This window comes from Kerstersia sp. (assembly GCF_052103615.1).
Lineage (GTDB): Bacteria > Pseudomonadota > Gammaproteobacteria > Burkholderiales > Burkholderiaceae_B > Kerstersia.
In genome coordinates this window covers 1-19196 of record NZ_JBQEKA010000043.1, presented here as the reverse complement: position 1 = coordinate 19196, position 19196 = coordinate 1, and the positions used below count along the sequence as shown (strand labels likewise).

Annotated in this window: 16 protein-coding genes and 1 pseudogene; 9 read left to right on the top strand and 8 right to left on the bottom strand. The window is 66.0% G+C overall.

Annotated features, from left to right (window positions below; all coding sequences use genetic code 11):
- Positions 1 to 4: 4 nt before the first annotated feature.
- Positions 5 to 1354: an aminotransferase-like domain-containing protein gene (locus ACTJGZ_RS10360; RefSeq protein ID WP_441662855.1), complete on the bottom strand. Its 1350-nt coding sequence runs from the start codon at positions 1352 to 1354 to the stop codon at positions 5 to 7.
- Positions 1355 to 1611: 257 nt separating this feature from the next.
- On the opposite strand from ACTJGZ_RS10360, the gene ACTJGZ_RS10355 reads away from it, so the two are divergent.
- A complete protein-coding gene (locus ACTJGZ_RS10355) occupies positions 1612 to 2475 on the top strand; it encodes a DMT family transporter (RefSeq protein ID WP_441662844.1) in 864 nt (287 codons plus the stop codon).
- Here ACTJGZ_RS10355 and ACTJGZ_RS10350 read toward each other — a convergent pair.
- The gene (locus ACTJGZ_RS10350) at positions 2472 to 3815 is read right to left on the bottom strand and encodes an ATP-binding protein (RefSeq protein ID WP_441662843.1); all 1344 of its coding nucleotides are present in this window, start codon (positions 3813 to 3815) and stop codon (positions 2472 to 2474) included. The genes ACTJGZ_RS10355 and ACTJGZ_RS10350 overlap by 4 nt on opposite strands.
- Complete coding sequence (locus ACTJGZ_RS10345; protein ID WP_441662842.1) at positions 3812 to 4480, bottom strand: response regulator; 669 nt, start codon at positions 4478 to 4480, stop codon at positions 3812 to 3814. Before ACTJGZ_RS10345 ends, ACTJGZ_RS10350 begins: the two co-directional genes overlap by 4 nt.
- 148 nt (positions 4481 to 4628) lie before the next feature.
- On the opposite strand from ACTJGZ_RS10345, the gene dsbD reads away from it, so the two are divergent.
- The 3 genes from dsbD to dsbG are packed head-to-tail and all read left to right on the top strand — an operon-like array spanning position 4629 to position 8177.
- The gene (gene dsbD, locus ACTJGZ_RS10340) at positions 4629 to 6563 is read left to right on the top strand and encodes a protein-disulfide reductase DsbD (RefSeq protein WP_441662841.1); all 1935 of its coding nucleotides are present in this window, start codon (positions 4629 to 4631) and stop codon (positions 6561 to 6563) included.
- On the top strand, positions 6560 to 7384 hold the full coding sequence (locus ACTJGZ_RS10335) for a redoxin family protein (RefSeq protein WP_441662840.1): 825 nt from the start codon (positions 6560 to 6562) through the stop codon (positions 7382 to 7384). The genes dsbD and ACTJGZ_RS10335 overlap by 4 nt, the downstream gene beginning before the upstream one ends.
- 28 nt (positions 7385 to 7412) lie before the next feature.
- Positions 7413 to 8177, top strand: a complete 765-nt coding sequence (gene dsbG / locus ACTJGZ_RS10330; RefSeq protein WP_441662839.1) for a thiol:disulfide interchange protein DsbG — start codon at positions 7413 to 7415, stop codon at positions 8175 to 8177.
- A gap of 35 nt (positions 8178 to 8212) precedes the next feature.
- On the opposite strand, the gene ACTJGZ_RS10325 is transcribed toward dsbG, so the two are convergent.
- Positions 8213 to 8989: an AraC family transcriptional regulator gene (locus tag ACTJGZ_RS10325; protein ID WP_441662838.1), complete on the bottom strand. Its 777-nt coding sequence runs from the start codon at positions 8987 to 8989 to the stop codon at positions 8213 to 8215.
- Between the two features lie 147 nt (positions 8990 to 9136).
- Between ACTJGZ_RS10325 and ACTJGZ_RS10320 the strand changes: the two genes are divergently transcribed.
- A complete protein-coding gene (locus tag ACTJGZ_RS10320; RefSeq protein ID WP_441662837.1) occupies positions 9137 to 10291 on the top strand; it encodes an MFS transporter in 1155 nt (384 codons plus the stop codon).
- Positions 10292 to 10482: 191 nt separating this feature from the next.
- Positions 10483 to 10800, top strand: a complete 318-nt coding sequence (locus ACTJGZ_RS10315) for a VOC family protein (RefSeq protein WP_441662836.1) — start codon at positions 10483 to 10485, stop codon at positions 10798 to 10800.
- Here ACTJGZ_RS10315 and ACTJGZ_RS10310 read toward each other — a convergent pair.
- Together ACTJGZ_RS10310 and ACTJGZ_RS10305 are read right to left on the bottom strand one after the other, a co-directional pair.
- Positions 10773 to 11570 carry an MFS transporter gene (locus ACTJGZ_RS10310; protein ID WP_441662835.1) on the bottom strand — a complete coding sequence of 266 codons (798 nt, stop codon included), beginning with the start codon at positions 11568 to 11570 and terminating at the stop codon, positions 10773 to 10775. The two genes, ACTJGZ_RS10315 and ACTJGZ_RS10310, sit on opposite strands and share 28 nt — an antisense overlap.
- Positions 11507 to 12223, bottom strand: a pseudogene (locus tag ACTJGZ_RS10305) (MFS transporter); the annotation flags it as partial. The gene ACTJGZ_RS10310 and the pseudogene ACTJGZ_RS10305, both read right to left, overlap by 64 nt.
- Before the next feature lie 121 nt (positions 12224 to 12344).
- Between ACTJGZ_RS10305 and ACTJGZ_RS10300 the strand changes: the two are divergent.
- Complete coding sequence (locus ACTJGZ_RS10300) at positions 12345 to 13286, top strand: LysR family transcriptional regulator (protein ID WP_441662834.1); 942 nt, start codon at positions 12345 to 12347, stop codon at positions 13284 to 13286.
- A gap of 22 nt (positions 13287 to 13308) precedes the next feature.
- On the opposite strand, the gene ACTJGZ_RS10295 is transcribed toward ACTJGZ_RS10300, so the two are convergent.
- The gene (locus tag ACTJGZ_RS10295; RefSeq protein ID WP_441662833.1) at positions 13309 to 14880 is read right to left on the bottom strand and encodes an ATP-binding cassette domain-containing protein; all 1572 of its coding nucleotides are present in this window, start codon (positions 14878 to 14880) and stop codon (positions 13309 to 13311) included.
- Complete coding sequence (locus ACTJGZ_RS10290) at positions 14877 to 16496, bottom strand: ATP-binding cassette domain-containing protein (protein WP_441662832.1); 1620 nt, start codon at positions 16494 to 16496, stop codon at positions 14877 to 14879. The genes ACTJGZ_RS10295 and ACTJGZ_RS10290 overlap by 4 nt, the downstream gene beginning before the upstream one ends.
- Positions 16497 to 16714: 218 nt before the next feature.
- Here ACTJGZ_RS10290 and ACTJGZ_RS10285 point away from each other — a divergent pair, with 218 nt between their 5' ends.
- Together ACTJGZ_RS10285 and ACTJGZ_RS10280 are read left to right on the top strand one after the other, a co-directional pair.
- Positions 16715 to 17344 carry a TetR/AcrR family transcriptional regulator gene (locus tag ACTJGZ_RS10285; protein WP_441662831.1) on the top strand — a complete coding sequence of 210 codons (630 nt, stop codon included), beginning with the start codon at positions 16715 to 16717 and terminating at the stop codon, positions 17342 to 17344.
- Positions 17345 to 17513: 169 nt separating this feature from the next.
- Positions 17514 to 19193 (top strand): carboxylesterase/lipase family protein, encoded by a 1680-nt coding sequence (locus ACTJGZ_RS10280; RefSeq protein WP_441662830.1) that lies wholly within the window; start codon positions 17514 to 17516, stop codon positions 19191 to 19193.
- Positions 19194 to 19196 lie beyond the last annotated feature (3 nt).

Here is a 19196-nt window from a genome sequence, read left to right as displayed (position 1 = left end):
CTTGCTATTCGGCCATGGCTTGCGCCAGCACGCTGAAAATGCGCGGGTCGGCGGATTGGGCGACATTGAAACGCAGGTAATCCGCCGCCCGTTGCGATTGGCTGAAGGCGTTGCCTGGCGCCAGCACGACTCCTTGCTTGAGGCAGCGGCGCGCCAGCTCGGCCGAGTCGGCCCCGGCGGGCAGGCGGCACCAGAGGAACATGCCGCCTTGCGGACGCAGCCAGGGTTCTATACCCAGCGCCGCCAGGCGGGTGAGCGTGGTTTCCATGGCGGCCGCCAGGCGCTGTTGCACCATGAGCATGTGCTTGCGATAGCCGCTGTCCGTGACCGCTGCCAGCACCACTTCCGTGGCCAGCCTGCCGCCGCCGAAAGCGGTGGCGATTTTCAGGTCGGTCAGGTTGCGTATCCAGTCCGGGCGCGCCGCGATATAGCCGCAGCGTAGCGACGCTGAAATGGTTTTGGAAAAACTGCCGATCTGGATGACCCGGGAAAAGTCGTCAAATGCTGCCAGCCTGGGCGCTGGGAGCGCTTCAAAGTCGGCGAAGATATCATCTTCGATGATGATGAGGTTGGCGCTGTCTGCCATCTTCAGCAGCCGGTGCGCGACCACCGGCGCCAGGGTGGCGCCGGTGGGGTTGTGAATGCCGGCATTCGTGATGTACAGGCGCGGCGCATGCGCTTGCAGGGCTTGTTGGAAGGCGGCAAGGTCGGGGCCATGCGGGGTATAAGGCACGCCTACCGCCTGAACCTGATGCGCCCGCAGCAGTGCATGGAAGTTGAAATAGCAGGGGTCGTCGAGCAGCACCGTGTCGCCCGGGCGCAGCAAGAAGCGGCAGATCAGGTCGATGGCGTGCGTGCTGGAATCGGTCAGCAGGATTTGTTCCGGGGCGGCATGAATGCCATTGCCGGACAGGCGCCGCGCCAGCCATTGGCGCAGTGCCGGATTCCCCAGCGGGCTGGCGTATTCGGCCAGGGTATCGCAGCCCGCGCGGGCCAGCGCGCGCAGGGCGCGCCGCATGCCGGTTTCGTATAGCCAGGCGGGCGGCAGCCAGCCGCAGCCGGGTTTGAGCACCTGCGCATCGGTTTCCAGCGCCTGGCGGGAAATCCACAAGGGGTCGATGGCACGGTCCAGGTCCGGGCCCAGTTCGGTCAGGGCCAGCGGCGCCAGCGGCCCGGCGACATAAAAACCCGATCCCGGCCGGGCGCTGATGGCGCCGCTGGCGCTCAGGCGGGCATAGGCTTCTACCACCGTGGACACTGAGCATTGCAGGGCCTGCGCCTGGGCGCGTACCGACGGCAGGCGTGTGCCTGGCGGATAGGCGCGTGAGGCGATTCTGGCCTGAATGTCCGCCATGACGGCGGCGATGCGGCTGGGCGCGCCCGATGGCGCGGGAGTGGCCTTGGAGGCCGCTGCGCAGGCCGTGTGAGGCGGCGGCGTGGCCGGGGCGGGCGGCGCGTGCCTGGCGGAGCCGGGAGGCAGGGAAACGGTCATGTTTATCTCTCCGTACTGGAATCTGATCCAATACAGTTTGTCGATATCGTACTGTATTGTATCTGGTGTAGCCCTGCGGGCGGATGCTCTACTCATGCCATGATTACCGGGAGAACATCATGTCGCATCGCCATCGTGGCTGGGGGCAGGGCTTGATAGGCGTTGCTATTTTTGCGGGGTCGTTGCCAGCGACGCGCCTGGCAGTTCAGGGGTTTGAACCGCTGTTTCTGACTGGCGCCAGGGCGGTGATCGCGGCTGCGCTGGGGGCGGCACTGCTGGGGCTGCTGCGGCAGCGCGTGCCTGAACGCAAGGACCTGCCGGCCCTGGCGCTGACGTCGCTGGGGGTGGTGGCAGGCTTTCCCTTGCTGACGGCGCTGGCCTTGCAGCACATGACGGCGGCGCGGGCCATGGTGTTTGTCGGTTTGCTGCCGCTGTGCACGGCGCTTTGCGCTGTCTGGCGGGGCGGCGAGCGGCCGCCTGCCGTGTTCTGGCTCTTTTCCGCTGTCGGGGCGGTGTGTGTGAGTGCTTACGCGGCGCTGGAAAGTTCGGCAGGGTCCTGGCTGGGCGACTCCATCATGCTGGCGGCAGTGCTGGTTTGCGGCCTGGGCTATGCGGAGGGCGCGGGTTTGGCCCGCAGGCTGGGCGGCTGGCAAGTCATCAGCTGGGCGCTGGTGCTGTCCGTGCCGGTCATGCTGCCGCTGACGGCATGGGCCTGGCCGCCATCTTTCACCGGCATAGGGGCAGCCTCATGGTGGGGCCTGGCCTATGTGTCGGTGTTCAGCATGCTGGTCGGTTTTGTTTTCTGGTATCGCGGCCTGGCTTTGGGCGGTATTGCGGCTGTCGGCCAGTTGCAGCTATTGCAGCCGTTCATGGGGCTGACATTGGCAGCCTGGCTGCTGCACGAGCCTGTCAGCGCCGGGATGCTGCTGGCGACAGCCGGCGCGGTGGTGTGTGTGGCAGGGGCAAAGCGTTACGCGGTCTAGGCGGCAGCCGGGGGCAGGCCCAGAGGAAGACGCACTTCTGCCAGCAGGCCGCCGCCGGGACGCGGGCCCAGCGTCAGCGTTCCGCCAAAGTGGGCGGTAATGGCGCGGACAATGGAAATGCCCAGGCCCGCGCCTTCTTGACCGGCGCGGCCAGGCTGGGCCCGCCAGAAACGCTGGCCGGCCTGGGCATATTGTTCGGCTTGCAGGCCGGGGCCACGGTCGGCGATGCGGATGCAGCATTGCTGCTTGATCGTATCCACGTCCAGGCTGAGGTCTATGGGCGAATCATCAGGCGAATATTTCAGGGCGTTGTCGATGAGATTACGCAGCACGGTGGCCAGCATGGCGGCTGGCAGTGGTGTGGCGCTATCGGCGGCGGCCTGCACATGCAGGCGCTGGCGCGCCTGGCGCGGCAAGGCTTCCCGCGTGGCGGCGATGACGCCCAGGACGGAGCCGCAAGGTTTTTGGCGGGAATCTGCGGCATCGGCGCGCGCCAGCACCATCATTTGTTCCAGGGTGTGCCGCAGCCGGCGGACGCCGGATTCGGCGCTGGCCAGTGACGCTTGCGCGGTTTCGCCATCGGTCAGGCGCAGAACCTGTAAATGGGTGTCGATGACAGTCAGGGGCGTGCGCAGTTCGTGCGCGGCAGCATCGGTAAAGGCGCGCTGGCTGGAGAGTGCCTGGGCCAGCCTGGCCAGGACGGCATTGAGCGCATCGAGCACCGGGCGCAATTCCTGGGGCGGCCGTTTGACACTTAACGGACGAGTGTCGTCCAGCTGCCGCAGCCGCAACTGGCGGGACAAGGCCTGCAACGGCGCCAGGCCGCGGCCTATGCCCAGCCAGAGCGCAGCCAGGCCGCCCAGCATGGCAATCAGAAAAGGAATGCCCGCAGCGCGCAGCATTTCGTCTGTCAGGATATGGCGTTGCGCAACACGGTCCGCGGTGGTGATCTGATAGCCGTCGGCGCGCAGCACATAAACGCGCCAGGCCTCGCCGCCGGTTTCCAGCGTGCTGAAACCATCGGGCAGCGTGTCGAACGCCGAAGGTGGGCCGGATGTGCTGCGCGCCAGGACTTCACCCTGCAAGGCGCGGATTTCGCAGGCAATGCCATTGCTGCCGCTGATCTGGACCGCACCGCTGAAATCCGTATTGACGGCGCCTGGGCCCAGGGCCGAACGTTCCAGCAAACCGGCCACCATGCGGGCGGACATGGTCAGCCGCCCGTCCAGGGCCTGGTCGAGATTGGCCTGGACACCGCGCATCATCCAGGCCGCGGCAGCGAGCCACAACACGGCCAGGGAGAGTCCGGCGATGAGGACGGCACGAAGGCGCAGGCTCATGATGCAGCCCGCCAGCCCAGCCGGTATCCCAGGCCGCGGGCCGTTTCTATGGCTGCTGCACCCAGTTTGCGGCGGATATTGTGGATGTGGACATTGAGCGCATTGCTGCCTACCTCTTCGCTCAGGCCGTACAGCCGTTCATTGAGCTGTTCGGGCGAGATCCAGCCTGCGCCAGCGCCCGCCAGATGCGTGAGCAGGTCGATTTCCCGCCGCGACAGGGCGATGGCTGTGCCGTTCAGCCAGGCCTGGCCGCTTTCCGGCGCCAGGCACAGGGGGCCGGCGGTGATGGTTGGCGCTGTGCGGCCCTGGGCGCGGCGTACCAGGGCATGCAGGCGGGCCGCGAGTTCACGCAGATCAAACGGCTTGACGAGATAGTCATCCGCCCCGCGCTGCAGACCGGCCAGCCGATGTTCGATGGCATCCCGCGCAGACAGAATCATGACAGGCAAACCGGGCTCATAGGCGCGTGCATCCTGGAGAAAATCCAGCCCGTCGCGATCTGGCAAACCGAGGTCCAGGACCAGGGCATCGTAACGCTCGCCAGCCTGAGCCGCCGTTGCGGCAGCGGCGCTTGCGGCATGTTGCACGTCTATGCCGTGAGCGCGCAGGCCAGCCACGATTCCCTGGCCGATCAGTTCGTCATCTTCTACCAGCAGCACGCGCATTTTTTCCCGCCATCGACATATCCCAGGATGGCATCTTAGGACAGAAAAACGGCAGGCGGCAGGCTGACGTTGCGCTTGCCGCACGATTTAGTCTGGCTTAATCCCGGCATGGGATGATGCGTTCTGAACGCGGGAAGGAGGGGACGGTTTGCGGTGGTATCGACAGATAGGAGGGCAGGCCTTATTGCTCGTGATTTGCCTGGCGGCAGGGGCGTGGCATGGCGGTTCGCAGGCGGCGGGCGCAGCCTGGCCCTGGGAGCACGCCACGGTTTTTCTTGAGGCCGATGAGGTGCTGACGGTGGCGCCAGCGCAGCGCGAGGACGGCAGGCTGGTGGCCGGGGCGACGGTGGCGGATGACTACTATGTGTACCGGCAGTCGTTGCGGCTGACGGATGCGCAGGACCGGGAACTGGCGCTGACGCTGCCGCCGGGCGAGTGGCGCCAGGATGAGTCTTTCGGCAAGACGGAAGTCTATGCCGGGGATGCCTTGACGCTGGCCTTTCCTGAAACCGCCGAACGGCCAGTGACCTTGCATTGGCAGGGCTGCGCCGAGGCGGGGATTTGCTATCCCCCCCAGACTCTTGTGCTGGCAATGCCGGATGCGGCGCCAACGGTATCAGCGGCATCAGCGGTATCAGCGGCATCAGCGGCATCAGCGGCGCCAGCGGCAGCTGCGGGGCGCCCGGACAGCCCGCCTGCGATGGCGCCGGCCGCATCGCCGGAAACAGGGCGGCGGGATGCTGCCGCCGCCAGGGGGACGGATGCCCCCGCGGCCTCTTTGGGTGAAGATCAATCTGTCGCGCAGCGCCTGACCGAGTTGGGGCCGCTGGCGGCGGCGGCACTGTTTTTCGGGTTTGGCCTGTTGCTGGCGTTTACGCCTTGCACCTTGCCGATGATCCCAATTGTGTCGAGCATGGTGGTAGGCAGCAGGGCAGGCCCCCGGCGGGCATTTGTATTGTCGCTGGCGTATGTGCTGACCATGGCGGGCGCTTATGCGGCGCTAGGGGTGGCTGCGGGGCTGGCCGGGGCCAACTTGCAGGCGGCCTTGCAGTCGCCCTGGCTGTTGGGCGGGTTTGCCGCGCTCTTTCTGGCATTGGCGAGTTCTCTATTCGGTTTATTCGAACTGCGTCTGCCCGACGCCTGGACGCAACGCCTGGCCGGTGCCGGCCAGGGGAAGCAGGGCGGCAGCATCGGGGGCGCCGCCTTGCTGGGCTTGTTCTCCGCCTTGTTGGTCGGCCCGTGCATGACAGCGCCTCTGGCTGGCGCCTTGCTGTATATCAGCCAGGCGGGAAGCGCTGCCCAGGGCGGTCTGGCGCTGTTTGCCCTGGGCTTGGGCATGGGCTTGCCTTTGCTCGCGATTGCCGTGTTCGGCGCGCGTATTTTGCCGCGCCCGGGCCCCTGGATGGAGCGGGTGCGGCTGGCGTTTGCTTATGTCATGGCGGCGATGGCCGTGTTGCTGTTGCAACGGTTTTTGCCGGGGCCGGCAGCACTGGTTTTGTGGGGCGCTTGGGGGCTGGGCGTGGCGCTGGGCTTGCTGGCCTGGGCGCAGCAGCTGAGCGCCAAGACCCCGCGGGGGGCGTGGGGCTTGCGCTATGGCGCGAGCCTGGCGGGCGTGTGGTCGGTCTTGCTGCTGGCCGGGGCGGCGTCTGGAGGGCTGGACCTATGGCAGCCCTTGGGGCACTGGCGCGCCGGTGCCCAGGCCGGAGCCGGGCAGGCCCAGGCATCCATCGCCGTGAAAACCGTGGATGACATGGAGCAACAGTTGCAGGCGGCGGGCGCGCAGGGGCAATGGACATTGGTGACTTTCAATGCGGATTGGTGCGTCAGCTGCCATATCATCGAGCGCGAGGTGCTGGGCGATGCCGCAGTCATGCAGCGTCTGGCTGGCGTGCAGGTGTTGCGGCCGGACGTGACCCGCAATGATGAGCAGGATAAGGCGTTGCTGGCCCATTGGGGGGTGCAGGGGCCACCCACGCTGATGCTGGTGGGGCCGGATGGCAAGGAACGCCGCGGGCAGCGTGTCGTCGGCAGCATCAGCGCCCAGGCGTTTCTGGAAAGACTGGATAAGGCGGGCGTGCCATGACCAGCCTTGGCCCTTTTCCCCTGCCAGCGGTGCTGGTGATAGGCGCGGTCGTGCTGGCCTGGCTGCTGGCCCGCTGGCTGGCGCGCGGGCACAAAGCGGCGGGCGGCGCCCAAGCGGCTGGCAGCCTGGTGCTGGATGCCTTGTTCTGGGGGTTACTGGCGGCGCGCCTGGCATATATCGCGCTATGGTGGCGTGATTATCTGGCGGCGCCTTGGTCGATGATTGCCGTGGGCGACGGCGGTTTTATCTGGTGGCTGGGTTTGGCGGTGGCGCTGGCCTATGTCTGGCGGCGCACGCGCGCCAGCGCCGCGCGAGCCTTGCGGCCAGCGGTGATGGCGGCGCTGCTGGCCGGGGTGGCGGCCTGGCTGGCGGCGGGCGCCTGGCTGGCTGCCGAACAGCGCGCGGCGCTGGCCATGCCCGCCGTGGCATTGCAGAAGCCGGATGGCGCAGCCGTGACGCTGGAGGCTTATCGCGGCCAGCCGGTCGTGCTGAATCTCTGGGCCAGCTGGTGCCCGCCATGCCGCCGTGAAATGCCGGTTCTGGCGCAGGGCCAGGCACTCTTTCCCGAGGTCGCGTTTGTTATGGCCAATCAGGGGGAGAACAGCAAACAGGTGCAGGCCTTTCTGGATCAGCAGGCGCTGTCTTTCCGGGAGCTGCTGCTGGATCCTGGCTCGCGCCTGATGCAGGCGCAGGGCGCAAAAGGGCTGCCGACCACGTTTTTCTTCGATGCGCAGGGCCGATTGGTGGACGCGCACATGGGAGAATTGACGCTGGCCAGCCTCAAACATAAGGTGACGCGGTATTTTGCCGTGTCCGACTGAATCAACGACCTCAAGGAACGGATCCGATATGTTGCAGAAAAAACTGGGTATCCCTGGGCTGTTTGCCGCAGGGCTGATGCTGGCGCCGCAGGCGCAGGCCACGGAGATGCCGGCAGTGCTGGAAGCCTTGCAGGGCAAAGGCCTGACTGTCGTTCAGGAGTTTGAGGCTGGCGGCGGTTTGCGCGGTTTTGCCGGTGTGGCCGGGGATGTGCCGGTGGCGGTTTATATCACCAGCGATGGCAAGGCGATTGTCGGCACCCGGCTGGATGAAAACGCCCAGCCCATGGATGAAGCCGTCCTGGAAAAACTGGTGGCCCGGCCGATGGCGGAGCAGGCCTGGGCGCAACTGGAGGAAGCTGACTGGGTGCAGGATGGCAGCAAGGACGCGCCGCGCATTGTCTATACCTTCAGCGACCCGAATTGCCCGTATTGCAATCGTTTCTGGCAAGCTTCGCGGCCCTGGGTGGATGCGGGCAAAGTGCAATTGCGGCATTTGCTGGTGGGCGTGATCAAGGCCGATAGCCCGGCCAAGGCCGCCGCCATTCTGGAAGCCCCGGATCAGACGGCGGCATTGCTGGAAAACGAGCGCAATTACGCCAAGGGCGGCATCAAGCCGGTCGCGCGTATTTCTGCTGAGGCCGGGGAGATGCTGAACGCCAATCAGGCGCTGATGGCGGCGCTGGGCTTCCGGGGCACGCCTGGCATCGTCGTGCAGGACGGCGAGGGCGGTTTGAGAAAATTCAATGGTATGCCGCAGCCCGAAGCATTGTCGGAAGTTTTCGGCCCGCGTTAAGGCAGCTTGCAGCGCAGCGCTGGGAGTGTTGCGGCTCAGGCAGCGCTGAAATAACGGGCTGGGGTTTGGCCGAACATGCTGCGAAAGGCGGCAATAAAGCTGGATGGCGATTCATAGCCGGTTTCCAGCGCCGTCTGGGTCACGCTGGCGCCATAGGCCAGATGTTCCATGGCGGTCAGCATACGCAAACGGTGCCGCCAGGCGCCCAGGCTGAGATGTGTTTCCCGCGCAAACAGGCGTTCCAGGGTACGCGCGCTGGCGCCTGTTTGCCGGCACAGGACGGCCAGGGGGCTACGGTTGGCAGGGTCCTGCTGCAATAGCGAGACCAGCCGCAAGGCCCGTGGGTCGGCAGGCAAAGGCAGGTTGGCGGGGGCTTGCTGCAAGACCTGCAATTGGTCGATCAGCACACGGGCGATGCGGCTCTGCGGGGAATCCTGCGCATAGTCGGCAGGAAAATCGGCGCAGGCGGTAATCAGCTCACGCACTAGCGGCGGCACGTCCAGCACCCGGCAGGCCTTGCCCGCCGGGAAAACATAAGCGTCAGGCGCGATATACAGAACCCGTGTTTCCGTGGGCCGCTTGATTTGCAGGGCATGCTCGGTTTCGCCCGGGATCCAGATGGCCCGGCTGGGCGGCAGAATCCACTGGCCGTCAGGCGTGCCGACATGCACGACGCCACGGGTCGCGTAAATCAATTGGTGGCGCCGATGGCGGTGCGGCGCCAGTTGCCCGGGGAGCCAGTGTTCGACCTGCCCGGCGATGGGAATGCGGGCCTGATCAGGGTCGGCCAGGGATTGGCGGATTATCAACATATTTGGTCATTATGCATGGAGACGCCTATTCTGGCTCGCCCTAAGCTGGCGGGCAGACATTAGCGGGCCACGCTGGCAGCAGGCAGCGCGGACAGCCAGCCTGGCGGCTGCCGGCGGCCAGGGCCCAGGCCAGACAAGGTGGAAACCATGCAGAACAAAGACGAGTTACGCGGTCCCGGGCGGGCAACACGCCTGGCGTTTTTCATCGCAGGATTTGGCATTTCATCCTGGGCACCGCTGGTGCCTTATGCGCAGGCGCGCATGCAGGCCGATGCCGCTTTGCTGGGCAGCATTCTGTTGTGCCTGGGCCTGGGGGCGGTGCTGGGCATGCCGACTGCCGGGGTGTGGTCCGGCCGCGCGGGCACCAAGCCGGTGATTGCCGCCGGGGCGCTAGGGATTCTGCTGGCGTTGCCCTTGCTGGCATGGCTGTCGGACCCTGTGGCGATGGGAGCGGCCTTATTGCTGTTCGGGGCGGCCATAGGCGCCATTGATGTTGCAGCCAATATCCATGGCGCCCAGGTGCAGGCCAGGGCGGGTGTGCCGTTGATGTCCGGCTTTCATGGCATGTATAGCCTGGGCGGCTTGTCTGGCGCCAGCAGCATGACTGCCTTGCTGGCCTTGGGGGTGCCGCCTGGCGCTGCGGCGGCGCTGGCCAGTGCAGTGATCGGGGCCAGCATCGTGCTGGCATGGTCCGGTTTGATGGAAACACGTTCAGCCCAGCGTCCGCCTGTCTGGCTGATGCCGCGCGGTGCCGTGCTGGTGATAGGCGTGCTGGCGATGCTGACCTTTCTGGCGGAAGGTGCCATGCTGGATTGGGGCGCGGTATTGCTGACGCAGGTCAAGCAGGTAGAGGTATCGCTGGCAGGCATGGGCTATTCCATGTTTGCGCTGGCCATGGCCATCAGCCGCCTGGCCGGTGACCGGGTGGTGGCGGCTGCGGGCGAGCGCAGCATGCTGGCGGGCAGCCTGGTGGTGACAGGGGCCGGTATCCTGCTGCTGGCCTGGGTGACGTCGCTGCCATGGCTGCTGGCCTGCATTGCCATGGCTGGCCTGGCGGTCGGCAATGTGGTGCCTGTCCTGTTTTCCCTGGCCGCGCGCCAGCGCCTGGTGCCAGCGGCACATGCGATTGCGGCGGCCAGCATGCTGGGCTATCTGGGGGTGCTGCTCGGCCCGGCGCTGATCGGCTATGCGGCGCTTTTCATCGGTTTGGCCGCAGCCTTCGCAGCAGTGGGCGCATTGCTGATTGTGGCCGTGGCTGGCTTGCCGGCGGCATTGGCAGCCGCACGGCAAACCGGGGATTAACCTGCCAGAGAATCTGTTTCGCTGCATTGCGGGCGCGTCAAAGGCGCGGTGTCTCACCGCAATCACCGCAATCGCCCTATCCGCCGCACCATTTCGATCAGCTTTGGCGTGAGCGCAACGATACGTCACAACAACGCGTGCCGCGTGTCTTGATCCGGGTGTTTGTCGGCCCGGGAGAACTGGAAGCAGCAATGAGTTTTTACGAGGCCTTGCAGGATGTGCCTGCCGATGCTGGGTTCCCGTTTCCGGAAGCGGGTTTGCGGCTGGCCATGGTCGGGGCTTTCCTGTTGATCGAAGGCACGCCGCAGGCGTTGGCGCCGTTCACGTCCACGACAGGCACCTTGCTGGTTGACGATGTCAGGCCGTATTACGACAAACTGGTCGCGGCAGGGGCAAAGATTATTTTTCCTCTGCAGGTGGTGCCTACCGGGGCGGCTTTCAATGCGGAGCACCCGGACGGCACCGTGGTGGAGTATGTGCATCACCGGCCCGACCCGGCAGGCCGCTGACCCTGGCCGCTGCGCCGGGCTTGGGCATGGCGCAGCAGCAGAAAGGTAGCCAGGCAAAGCCCCGCCAGCAGCGCCATGACGGCGCGGTAACCGAGCAGGAAGGCGGCGTCAGGCGCGCCGGGGCGCAGGGCGGCGACAGCGTCATAAAGAGCGGTGGCCAGGGCCAGGCCCAGCGCGCCGCCGAGGTTATGCGCGGTGGCCGCCATGCCCAGGGCCGTGGCGGCCAGCGCTTGCGGGAAGGCTGCCAGTGCGGCATTCATGGAGGGGCCGAGCAGGCACGCCCAGCCCATGCCCAGGAAAGAGAAAGCCAGCAGCACCCAGGGCCAGCTGGTCTGGGCACCGAAGGCGGTTTGCATCAGGGCCGAGGCTAAGAGCAGCAGGCAACCTGCACGCATGGGCAAGCCAGTGCCGCGCCTGTCACTGAGGCGTCCGGCCAGCGGGGAGCTTAAGGCCATCAAGGCCGTGGCGGGCAGCAGCAGCCAGCCTGTCATGATGCTGTCCTGATGCCGCAGGTCGCTGAGATAGAGCGGCATCAGGAAGAAAGCGACACAGTAGAAACAGGCCAGCGTGGCGCTGGCGGCAGCGGCAATGAGAAAGCGCGGCCGCAGGAACAAGGAGAGGTGCAGCAGCGGGGCAGCCGCCCGGCGTTCCGTGCGCCAAAGCGCCAGCCCCAGCAGCAGGCAGGCCAGCAACAGCGCCAGGGCAGGGAAGGACAGCCATCCCCCGTGCCTGTATTGATGAGCAGCAGGCTGCAAGGCAGCACGGCGCACCAGAGGGCCATGCCCATCCAGTCAAACCGCGCGCTTGCGAGTGGCGGCGGGCAGGCGGGGGAGGCCAAGGCGGGCAGGCGCCGCCCACACAAGATAAAGCTAGCAAGTATCAGCGGCAGGTTGATAAAGAAAACCCAGCGCCAGCCCAGGCTGCCGGCCAGCAAACCGCCCAATGCCGGCCCGACTGCCAGGCCGATGCCGTTGGCGCTGAACAGCAGGCCCAAGGCTTTGCCGCGTTCGTGCGCGGTGAATATTTCGCTGACCAGAGCGGCTGACGCCGTATAGAGACCGGCGCAAGCGGCGCCTTGCAGGACGCGCCAGCCGATCAGCGCGGCCAGGCTGCCGCTGAGGCCAGCCCCCAGGGAGGACAAGGCGAAAACCGCCATGCTGGTCTGCATTACGCGGGCACGGCCGTGCCGGTCTGCCAGTTGGCCGGCGGCAATGGTGCTGCTGGTGAGCGCCATGACAAAAGCGCTCATGACCCATTGCAGTTGGGCGAGACCGGCGCCGAGTTCAGCCTGAATGGAGGGCAGCGCCGTATTGACGATGGTGAAGTCGATGCAGCCAAGAAAGCTGGCGGTGGCAATGCCGGCCAGGGCTAACCAGGCGGAGCGGCGGGCGGCAAGGGCGGAATTCGGGGGAAGGCTGGGCATGGCAGGCGTTTGCCGCTGAAGGCAGGAAGGGGGAGAAGAGCTTGCTATGTTATTGAAGAATAAAAGGTTTGAATTGATATAATTTTTACCTTGATATCAGATAAAAACTATCGGATAAGCCATGCAATCTGACGACCATTTCCAGGGTGTCCTGGCGTTTGTCCGCGCCGCGGAATCGGGCAGCTTCAGCCTGGCATCGCGTCAGATGGGCTTGTCACCCTCCAGCGTAGGCAAGGCGGTTGCGCGCCTGGAGGCCAGGCTGGGCCTGCGCCTGTTTCACCGCACGACGCGGCGCATGGCCTTGACGGAAGCTGGCTCGGCCTTCTATGAAAGCTGCGCGCGGGCATTGAATGAGTTGGAACAGGCCGAGAGCCTGCTGGCCGATGCGCAGCAGGCCCCGGCGGGGCGGGTGCGTGTGGCGGTGCCCAGCGTGTACGGGCGGGTGCAAGTGATGCCGGTGCTGCTGGCGCTGGCCGAGCGCTACCCGGCGCTGGAATGGGATATCGCGTTTTCTGGCCGCATGGTCGATCTGGTCAATGAAAACTTTGATCTGGCGGTGCGTATCGGGCCGCTGGAGGACAGCATGACGCATGTGGCGCGGCGCCTGGGAGAACAAGCGCTTTGCCTTTGCGCCGCGCCCGCGTATCTGGCGCGCCGGGGCATGCCGGAAGATCTGGATGCGCTGGCCGCGCATGCCTGCCTGTTGGGGATGCAGGCGGGCGCCGGGGAGGCCTGGCAACTGAGCCAGGCGCCGGGGGCGGTAGGTTCGCGCCGCTATACGCCACGCCGGCCTTATATGCGGCTGGGGGATATGGAAGCGCTGCGGCAGGCGGCGTTGGCCGGAGCGGGGCTGGCGCAATTGCCGGGCTGGTTCGTCGCGGAAGACCTGTCAGCCGGGCGGCTGAGAGCGGTGCTGCCTGCCCATCAGCCGGATCCCTTGCCGATTCATCTGCTGTGGTTGAAAAACGCCAGCCTGCCAGCGCGTTTGCGCGTGGTGATAGATGCGCTGGTGGCTGGGCTGGCGCCGCCGGTAGCGCGGCCGCCCGGCCTGCGCGCAAGGTAAGCCGGGAACAGGCCGGGCAGGTTCAGGCGGCGTGATCCAGGTTGATGGTCTGGTGGGCCTGCCAGATGGCCGGATTGCGGTGCGTCACGATAATCATGGTGGCATTTTGCGCGCGCGCGGCCTGGGCAACCTGTGCTTCCGTGGCCTCATCGAGGGCGGCAGTGGCTTCGTCCAGAATCAGGATAGGGGCGCGTTTGAGCAAGGCGCGCGCCAGGGCGACGCGCTGGCGTTCACCGCCGGACAGGGCCGAGCCCTGATGGCCCAGCGGCTGATGGATGCCTGACGGCGCGCGTTCCAGCACGGCGTCCAGTGCCGCGGCGCGGGCGGCAGCGGCGACTTCGGCATCGGAGGCGCCTGGCCGGCCCAGACGTATGTTTTCCGCCAGGGTACCGGTGAAAATAATGGGGTCCTGCGGGACGTAGGCAATGTGCGCCGCGAGCTCGTCATAGCGCATATCCGTGAGCGGCACCCCATCCAGCGTGATGCGGCCGCTGTGCGGATCGTCAAAGCGCATCAGCAGCCCCAGCAGCGTGCTTTTGCCGCTGCCGGTATGTCCTGACACCAAGACTCGGTGGCCTGCCGGAATGGTGGCGTGTATCTTGTTCAGCGCGGGCGCGTAGGTGACGCCGTGCAGTTCGATCTGGCGCTGGGCAGGCGCTTGCGCTGGCGCAGTCGCCGGTTCCGACAAAGCTGGGGCGGAGATGGCGCGGCGGTAGTCGCGCAGTGTGGCGCGCAGGTCATTGATGCCCAGGCCGGCCAGCGCCAGCGCATCCAGCGGCGCGGCAGCGCGCGCTGTCAGCAGGATCAGCGCCAGGGCGGCAGCCGGGTCGGCGAAGCCCTGGCTGCCCAGCAGCAGGACGGCGGCGGCAAGCGGCAGAATACTGGCGAGGGCGGAAATGCAGGTGGCGGGCGCAGCGGCGCGGTTGGTGCGCGCCAGCGCGCTTTCCTGATCCCGCCAGCGTTGCGTCAGGCGTTCCAGGGCGCGCGCGGGACCTGCCGCCGTGCGCAGCAATTCCAGATGATCGGTCAGCTCAAGCGTGGCCTGCGTGGCGGCCAGTTCCGCTTCATGCCGCCGGGCGTCGGCGCGGCTGAGCGCGCGCTGCGACAGGTATTGGGCGGCCAGCGCGATCAGCAGCGTGGCGCCGATCAGCAGCGCCGTTGCCGAACCGGCAATGAAAGCGATGCCTGCCAGCAGGAATAGCGGCGTCAATGGCGCCAGCAGAAAGGTTTGCAATTGGTGCGCGGGCACGCTCATCAGGGCCGGGATGCCGAGCCCGGCCAAGGTAGCGACAAGGGCGCGGTGCTCAGGCGAAAACCACGACAGGCGGGCGCGGGTGAGGGTCTGGCCCAGGGCATCGTACAGATCGCCGGCCAGTCTGGCGCCCGAGAAAAAACCGGCGCGCGTGACCAGAATCGTCGCCAGCAGGGTAATGGCGGCTGCGATCAGGATCAGGCCTGGAGGCTGGCGCTCGATGATGGCCAGCGCCAGCAGCGTGTAGGTCAGGGCTTCGAGCAGCGCAATGGCGGCCCAGCCCAGGCCGATGCTGATCAGCCGGCGGCGGGCGCTGTGCATGGCGGTAAGCGGGCGGTTCATTGCGCATCTCCGTGGGGGGCGCAGGGCGTCAGCGCCAGATGGGCGTCGGCCCGGGCTGCCAGTTCGGCATCGTGGGTGACGAACAGAATGGTTTTTTGCTCTTGCCGGGCCAGCCGCAGCAGGGCGTCGAACAGGCGTCCGGCCGTCTGGCGGTCCAGCGCGCTGGTGGGCTCATCCAGCAGGATGACGGGCGCGGGGCTCAGAAAAGCTCGCGCCAGGCTGACACGCTGCTTTTCCCCGCCGGACAAGGGGCCGGCATCCGCTTCCAGGTCAATGTCGATTTGCGCTTGTTGCAAGGCGTGGCGGTATTCGGCGGTGCTGGCGGCGGGAGCGCTCAGGGCCAGGGTGGCCCGCACCGGCGCATTCAGGACATCCCCTCCTTGCGGGATCAGCAGCAGTTGCTGCGGCCGGCTGTCCAGGCTCAGTTCGCCCAGCGCTGTTTCGCCCAGTTGAATCTGGCCGCCAGATTGCAATTCCTGGCCTGCCAGAATACGCAGCAGGGTGGATTTCCCGGTGCCGCTGGGCCCAGTAATGGCGGTGAGCGTCCCAGGCAGAAAGGTATGGGTCAGCACTGGCACCAGCAGGCGTTCGCCCAGGCGGATAGGCAGCGCGCGGATTTGCAGCGGCAGGCCGTTTTCCAGCGGCAGCGGAGTGTGCTGCGTGCCGTCTGGCAGAGGGCTTTCCTGCAGCAGCAGGGCCAGGCGTTGCGCTGCGGCGCGGCCTGCTGCAACGTAGTCCAGGCCATGCCCGAGCTTCAATGCCGGGGTCACGATTGCCAGGCTCAGTAGCAGCGCGGCTGCCAGCTGATAGGGCGGCAGGGTGTAGCCCGCGGCATAGGCAATGGCGAAGGTAGCGACGGCCTGCAACAAGGCCACGGCCACGGCAGCGGTAGTGGCGACCAGGCTGACGCGCTTGAGCATGCCGTCGATAAAACGCCTGGTGGCGGCCTGATAGGCGGCTGCCGCGCCTGCCTGGGCACCATAGATCCGGCTGACGCGGATGCCGCGCGCATAGTCATCGGCGGCGTTCATGATGTCGCCCATGACATCGGCTTGTTCCGCCCCGTGTCTGGCCGCCATTTTCGGAATGATGACGAGATAGCACAGGGCGGCGAGCACGCCGGGAATCAGGGCCAGCAGCGCCAGCGGCCCGGCAATGTCCGCCAGCAGCAGAATGGTGGCCAGGGGCACGATGGCGAAGGTGGCAATTTCTCCCGGCAGGTGGGCGACCATGTGGTGCAGGGCGCTGATGTCATCCGATACCAGCCGCCGCAGCTTGTCGCCGCCGTAGCGGCTCAGTGTGCTGGCGGGCAGGCGCATCAGTTGGGCGGCAGCCTGGCGGCGCAGGCGGGCTTCAAAACGGCCTTCGGCATCATGAGAGAGCCAGGAGGATGCGGCAGCCAGCAGCGCGCCCAACAGCCACAGTGCGCAGGCCCCGCCTGCCCATGCCATTGAGGGGGCTCGCAGCAAACCGATCAAGCACCCGATGGCACCCAGCATGGCCAGCCCGGCAGCGGCCGCCGCCGCGATACCGGCGGCCAGTTGCGGCAGGGCCGGGCGCAAGGCGGGGGATAAGGCCGTGTGCAGCAGGCCTGTCCGGGACAAGGGCAGAATCATGAGGTTCTCCTGGGGTTCTCATGCGGTTCTCAATGCGGTTCTCCGTTCACGGCAGCAACGGCCAGCGCTGGCTTGCTGGCGGGGCATTCTGCGGTGGCAGGACATCCCGTCGTGCCTAGGCTGGGATGCCTGTCAGGCTGCGCATTCGGATAATTAGTTTCATGATGATAAACTAATTTCAAACGGGCGGATATCGTACGATGACAAGGATGAAAGACATGGAAACCTCGGCTTCAACGCCACGGCGCGGCCGGCCGCGCTCCATCACGCGGGAACGGATTGCGGCGGCGGGCATGGAAATGGGCTTGACCAAGCTGACGTTTGTCGGCGTGGCAGCCCGGCTGGGCGTGAGCCACATGGCGCTCTACAAGCATGTGCCGAACCTCGAAGCGCTCAAGCGGCTGGTGGCCGAGGAAATTTTCTGTCGCTGGCAAATGCCGGAAAGCGCAGGCCCGCCGCAAGATTCGCTGGAAAGCTATTTGCGCTTATTCAGCGCGTCCTTGCGCGAACTGGTGCGGCGGCATCAGGGGCTGGCGCCGTATTTGATACGCCGCCGGGCGACGACGCCGGGCATGATGGCGCGGATCTACGCGCATCAGGAATGGGCGGCTTGCCGCTATGGATTGACGCAGGAACGCTCGCGCTGGCTGCTGTCCACCGTGGCGTTCCACTGTATTGCCTTGGCGGATACCGTCTATGCCGAGCTGGACGCTGATGAGGCGGCAGCGCAGGAGACAGGCGCAGGGGGAACTGGTGCAGAGGCAGCAGGCGAAGAGGTGGCCACCATCGAATCGGAATTTGACCGGGGCATGCAAGCCTTGATCTGCGGTGTTCTGCAAATGCTGTAGCTGTGGCATTTGCCGTTCTTACCCTGGCAATCCGATGTTAGTAAATGCATAAAAAATCGTTTGAACATGCCTTGGGGTTATTTAGACTGTTCTGTCTGCCGTGCGTGTTGTGACGCGGCTGGCGGCTGGCGCCGGTGTTTTGCGGCAGGGCATGAATGAAGGGTTGAGAATGAACAAACGAGAATTTCTGCTGTCGGGCGTAAAGGCCGGGGTGGTGTTGAGTCTGTCTGGCAGTGTGTTGGCATGCGCCAGTCCGATTCCGCGCGGAGAGCCTGTGGTGGAAACGGCAGCCGGGCGGGTGCGCGGCGTGCGCGGTCATCAGGGCTATGCCTTCCGCGGGATTCCTTATGGCGAAACGACGGCTGGCGCGAATCGTTTCCAGCCGCCGGTCAAGAAAAAACCTTGGGCCGGCGTGCGTGATGCGGTCCGGCATGGCGCCAGCGCGCCCCAGCTCACGGGCGCGGCGGTGGCGGAATTCGCCTGGTATTGGCCTGATAGGCCAGATGGGCCAGGTCAGGCAGCAGCGGCCAATGAGGATTGCCTGTCGCTGGCGGTCTATACCCCCGCGATCAATGATGGCAAGAAGCGGCCCGTGCTGTTCTGGTTGCATGGCGGCGCCTTTTCAGCGGGCGCGGGAACGTCTGCCGGTTTTGACGGCAGCTTCCTGGCGCAGAGCCAGGATGTGGTCGTCGTGGCCATCAACCATCGTCTGAATGTGTTTGGTTCGCTCTATCTGGGTGAAGACGCGTCAGGATGGGCGCCCGAATCCGCCAATGTCGGCGTGCTCGATCAGGTCGAGGCGCTGCGCTGGGTGCAGGAGAATATCGCTGGCTTTGGCGGGGACCCGGCCAATGTCACCCTTTTCGGCCAGTCTGGCGGCGCAGCCAAAGTGACGGCGCTGCTGGGCTTGCCTGCGGCCCAAGGCCTGTTTCACAAGGCCATTGTGCAGAGCGGTTCCGGCTTGTGGCGTCTGGGCAGCCAGGAAAAGGCCGCGCGTGCGGCGCATGGGCTGCTGCAGGAGCTGGGCCTGAACGCCAGCCAGGCGGCGCGGGTTCAGCAGTTGCCGGCAGAGCAGATTCTGGCGGCCTACGGCAAATTGATGGCCAAGACGGGCGGCGTCAGCGAATTCCGCCCGACGCTCGACGGCCTGGTATTCCGCGAAGAACCGTATGACCCGCGCGCGCTGTCTCAGGCTGCCGGTGTGCCGGTGCTGGTCGGTTATGCCCAGGATGAAGCGACATTCTTCCTGGCGGGCAATCCGGCCAATTTCAGCATCAGCCAGGCGCAGCTGGAAGCGCGGGTGCAGAAATTCCTGCAACTGACGGATGCGCAAACGCGTGAAATCCTGCAAAGCTACGCCGAGCGCTATCCCGGCGGCACGCCTGCCCGTCAGTTGATCGCCATCGCAGGCGACTACAACTACAAGTTGCCGACGCTGGCCTTTGCCGATCGTCAGGCCGATTTGAATGGCGCGCCAGTCTATGCCTACGAGTTCGACTGGAAATCACCGGCGCGCGCCGGGGTGCTGGGGGCGGCGCATACGTCCGAAGTGCCATTTATCTTCGGGACGCTGGATGCGGCGCGTGCCCTGGTGCAAGATAGCCCGGATCAAATCCAGGTGCGTGACCGCCTGGGAGCGATCTGGGGCCAGTTCGCCCGTACCGGCAAGCCGAATGCCGCTGAGGCAGGGCTGGCCGCCTGGCAACCGTACGAGCGCGGCCAGCGCCAGACAGCGCGCATAGGCGGCAGCTGGAGGGTCGTTGCCAATCCTGAAGCCCATGCGCGCGCGGCATTGGCGGAATTGCCGCTGTACGAGTACAGCTTCCCGGTCTCTTTTGTGAAAGACTAAGGG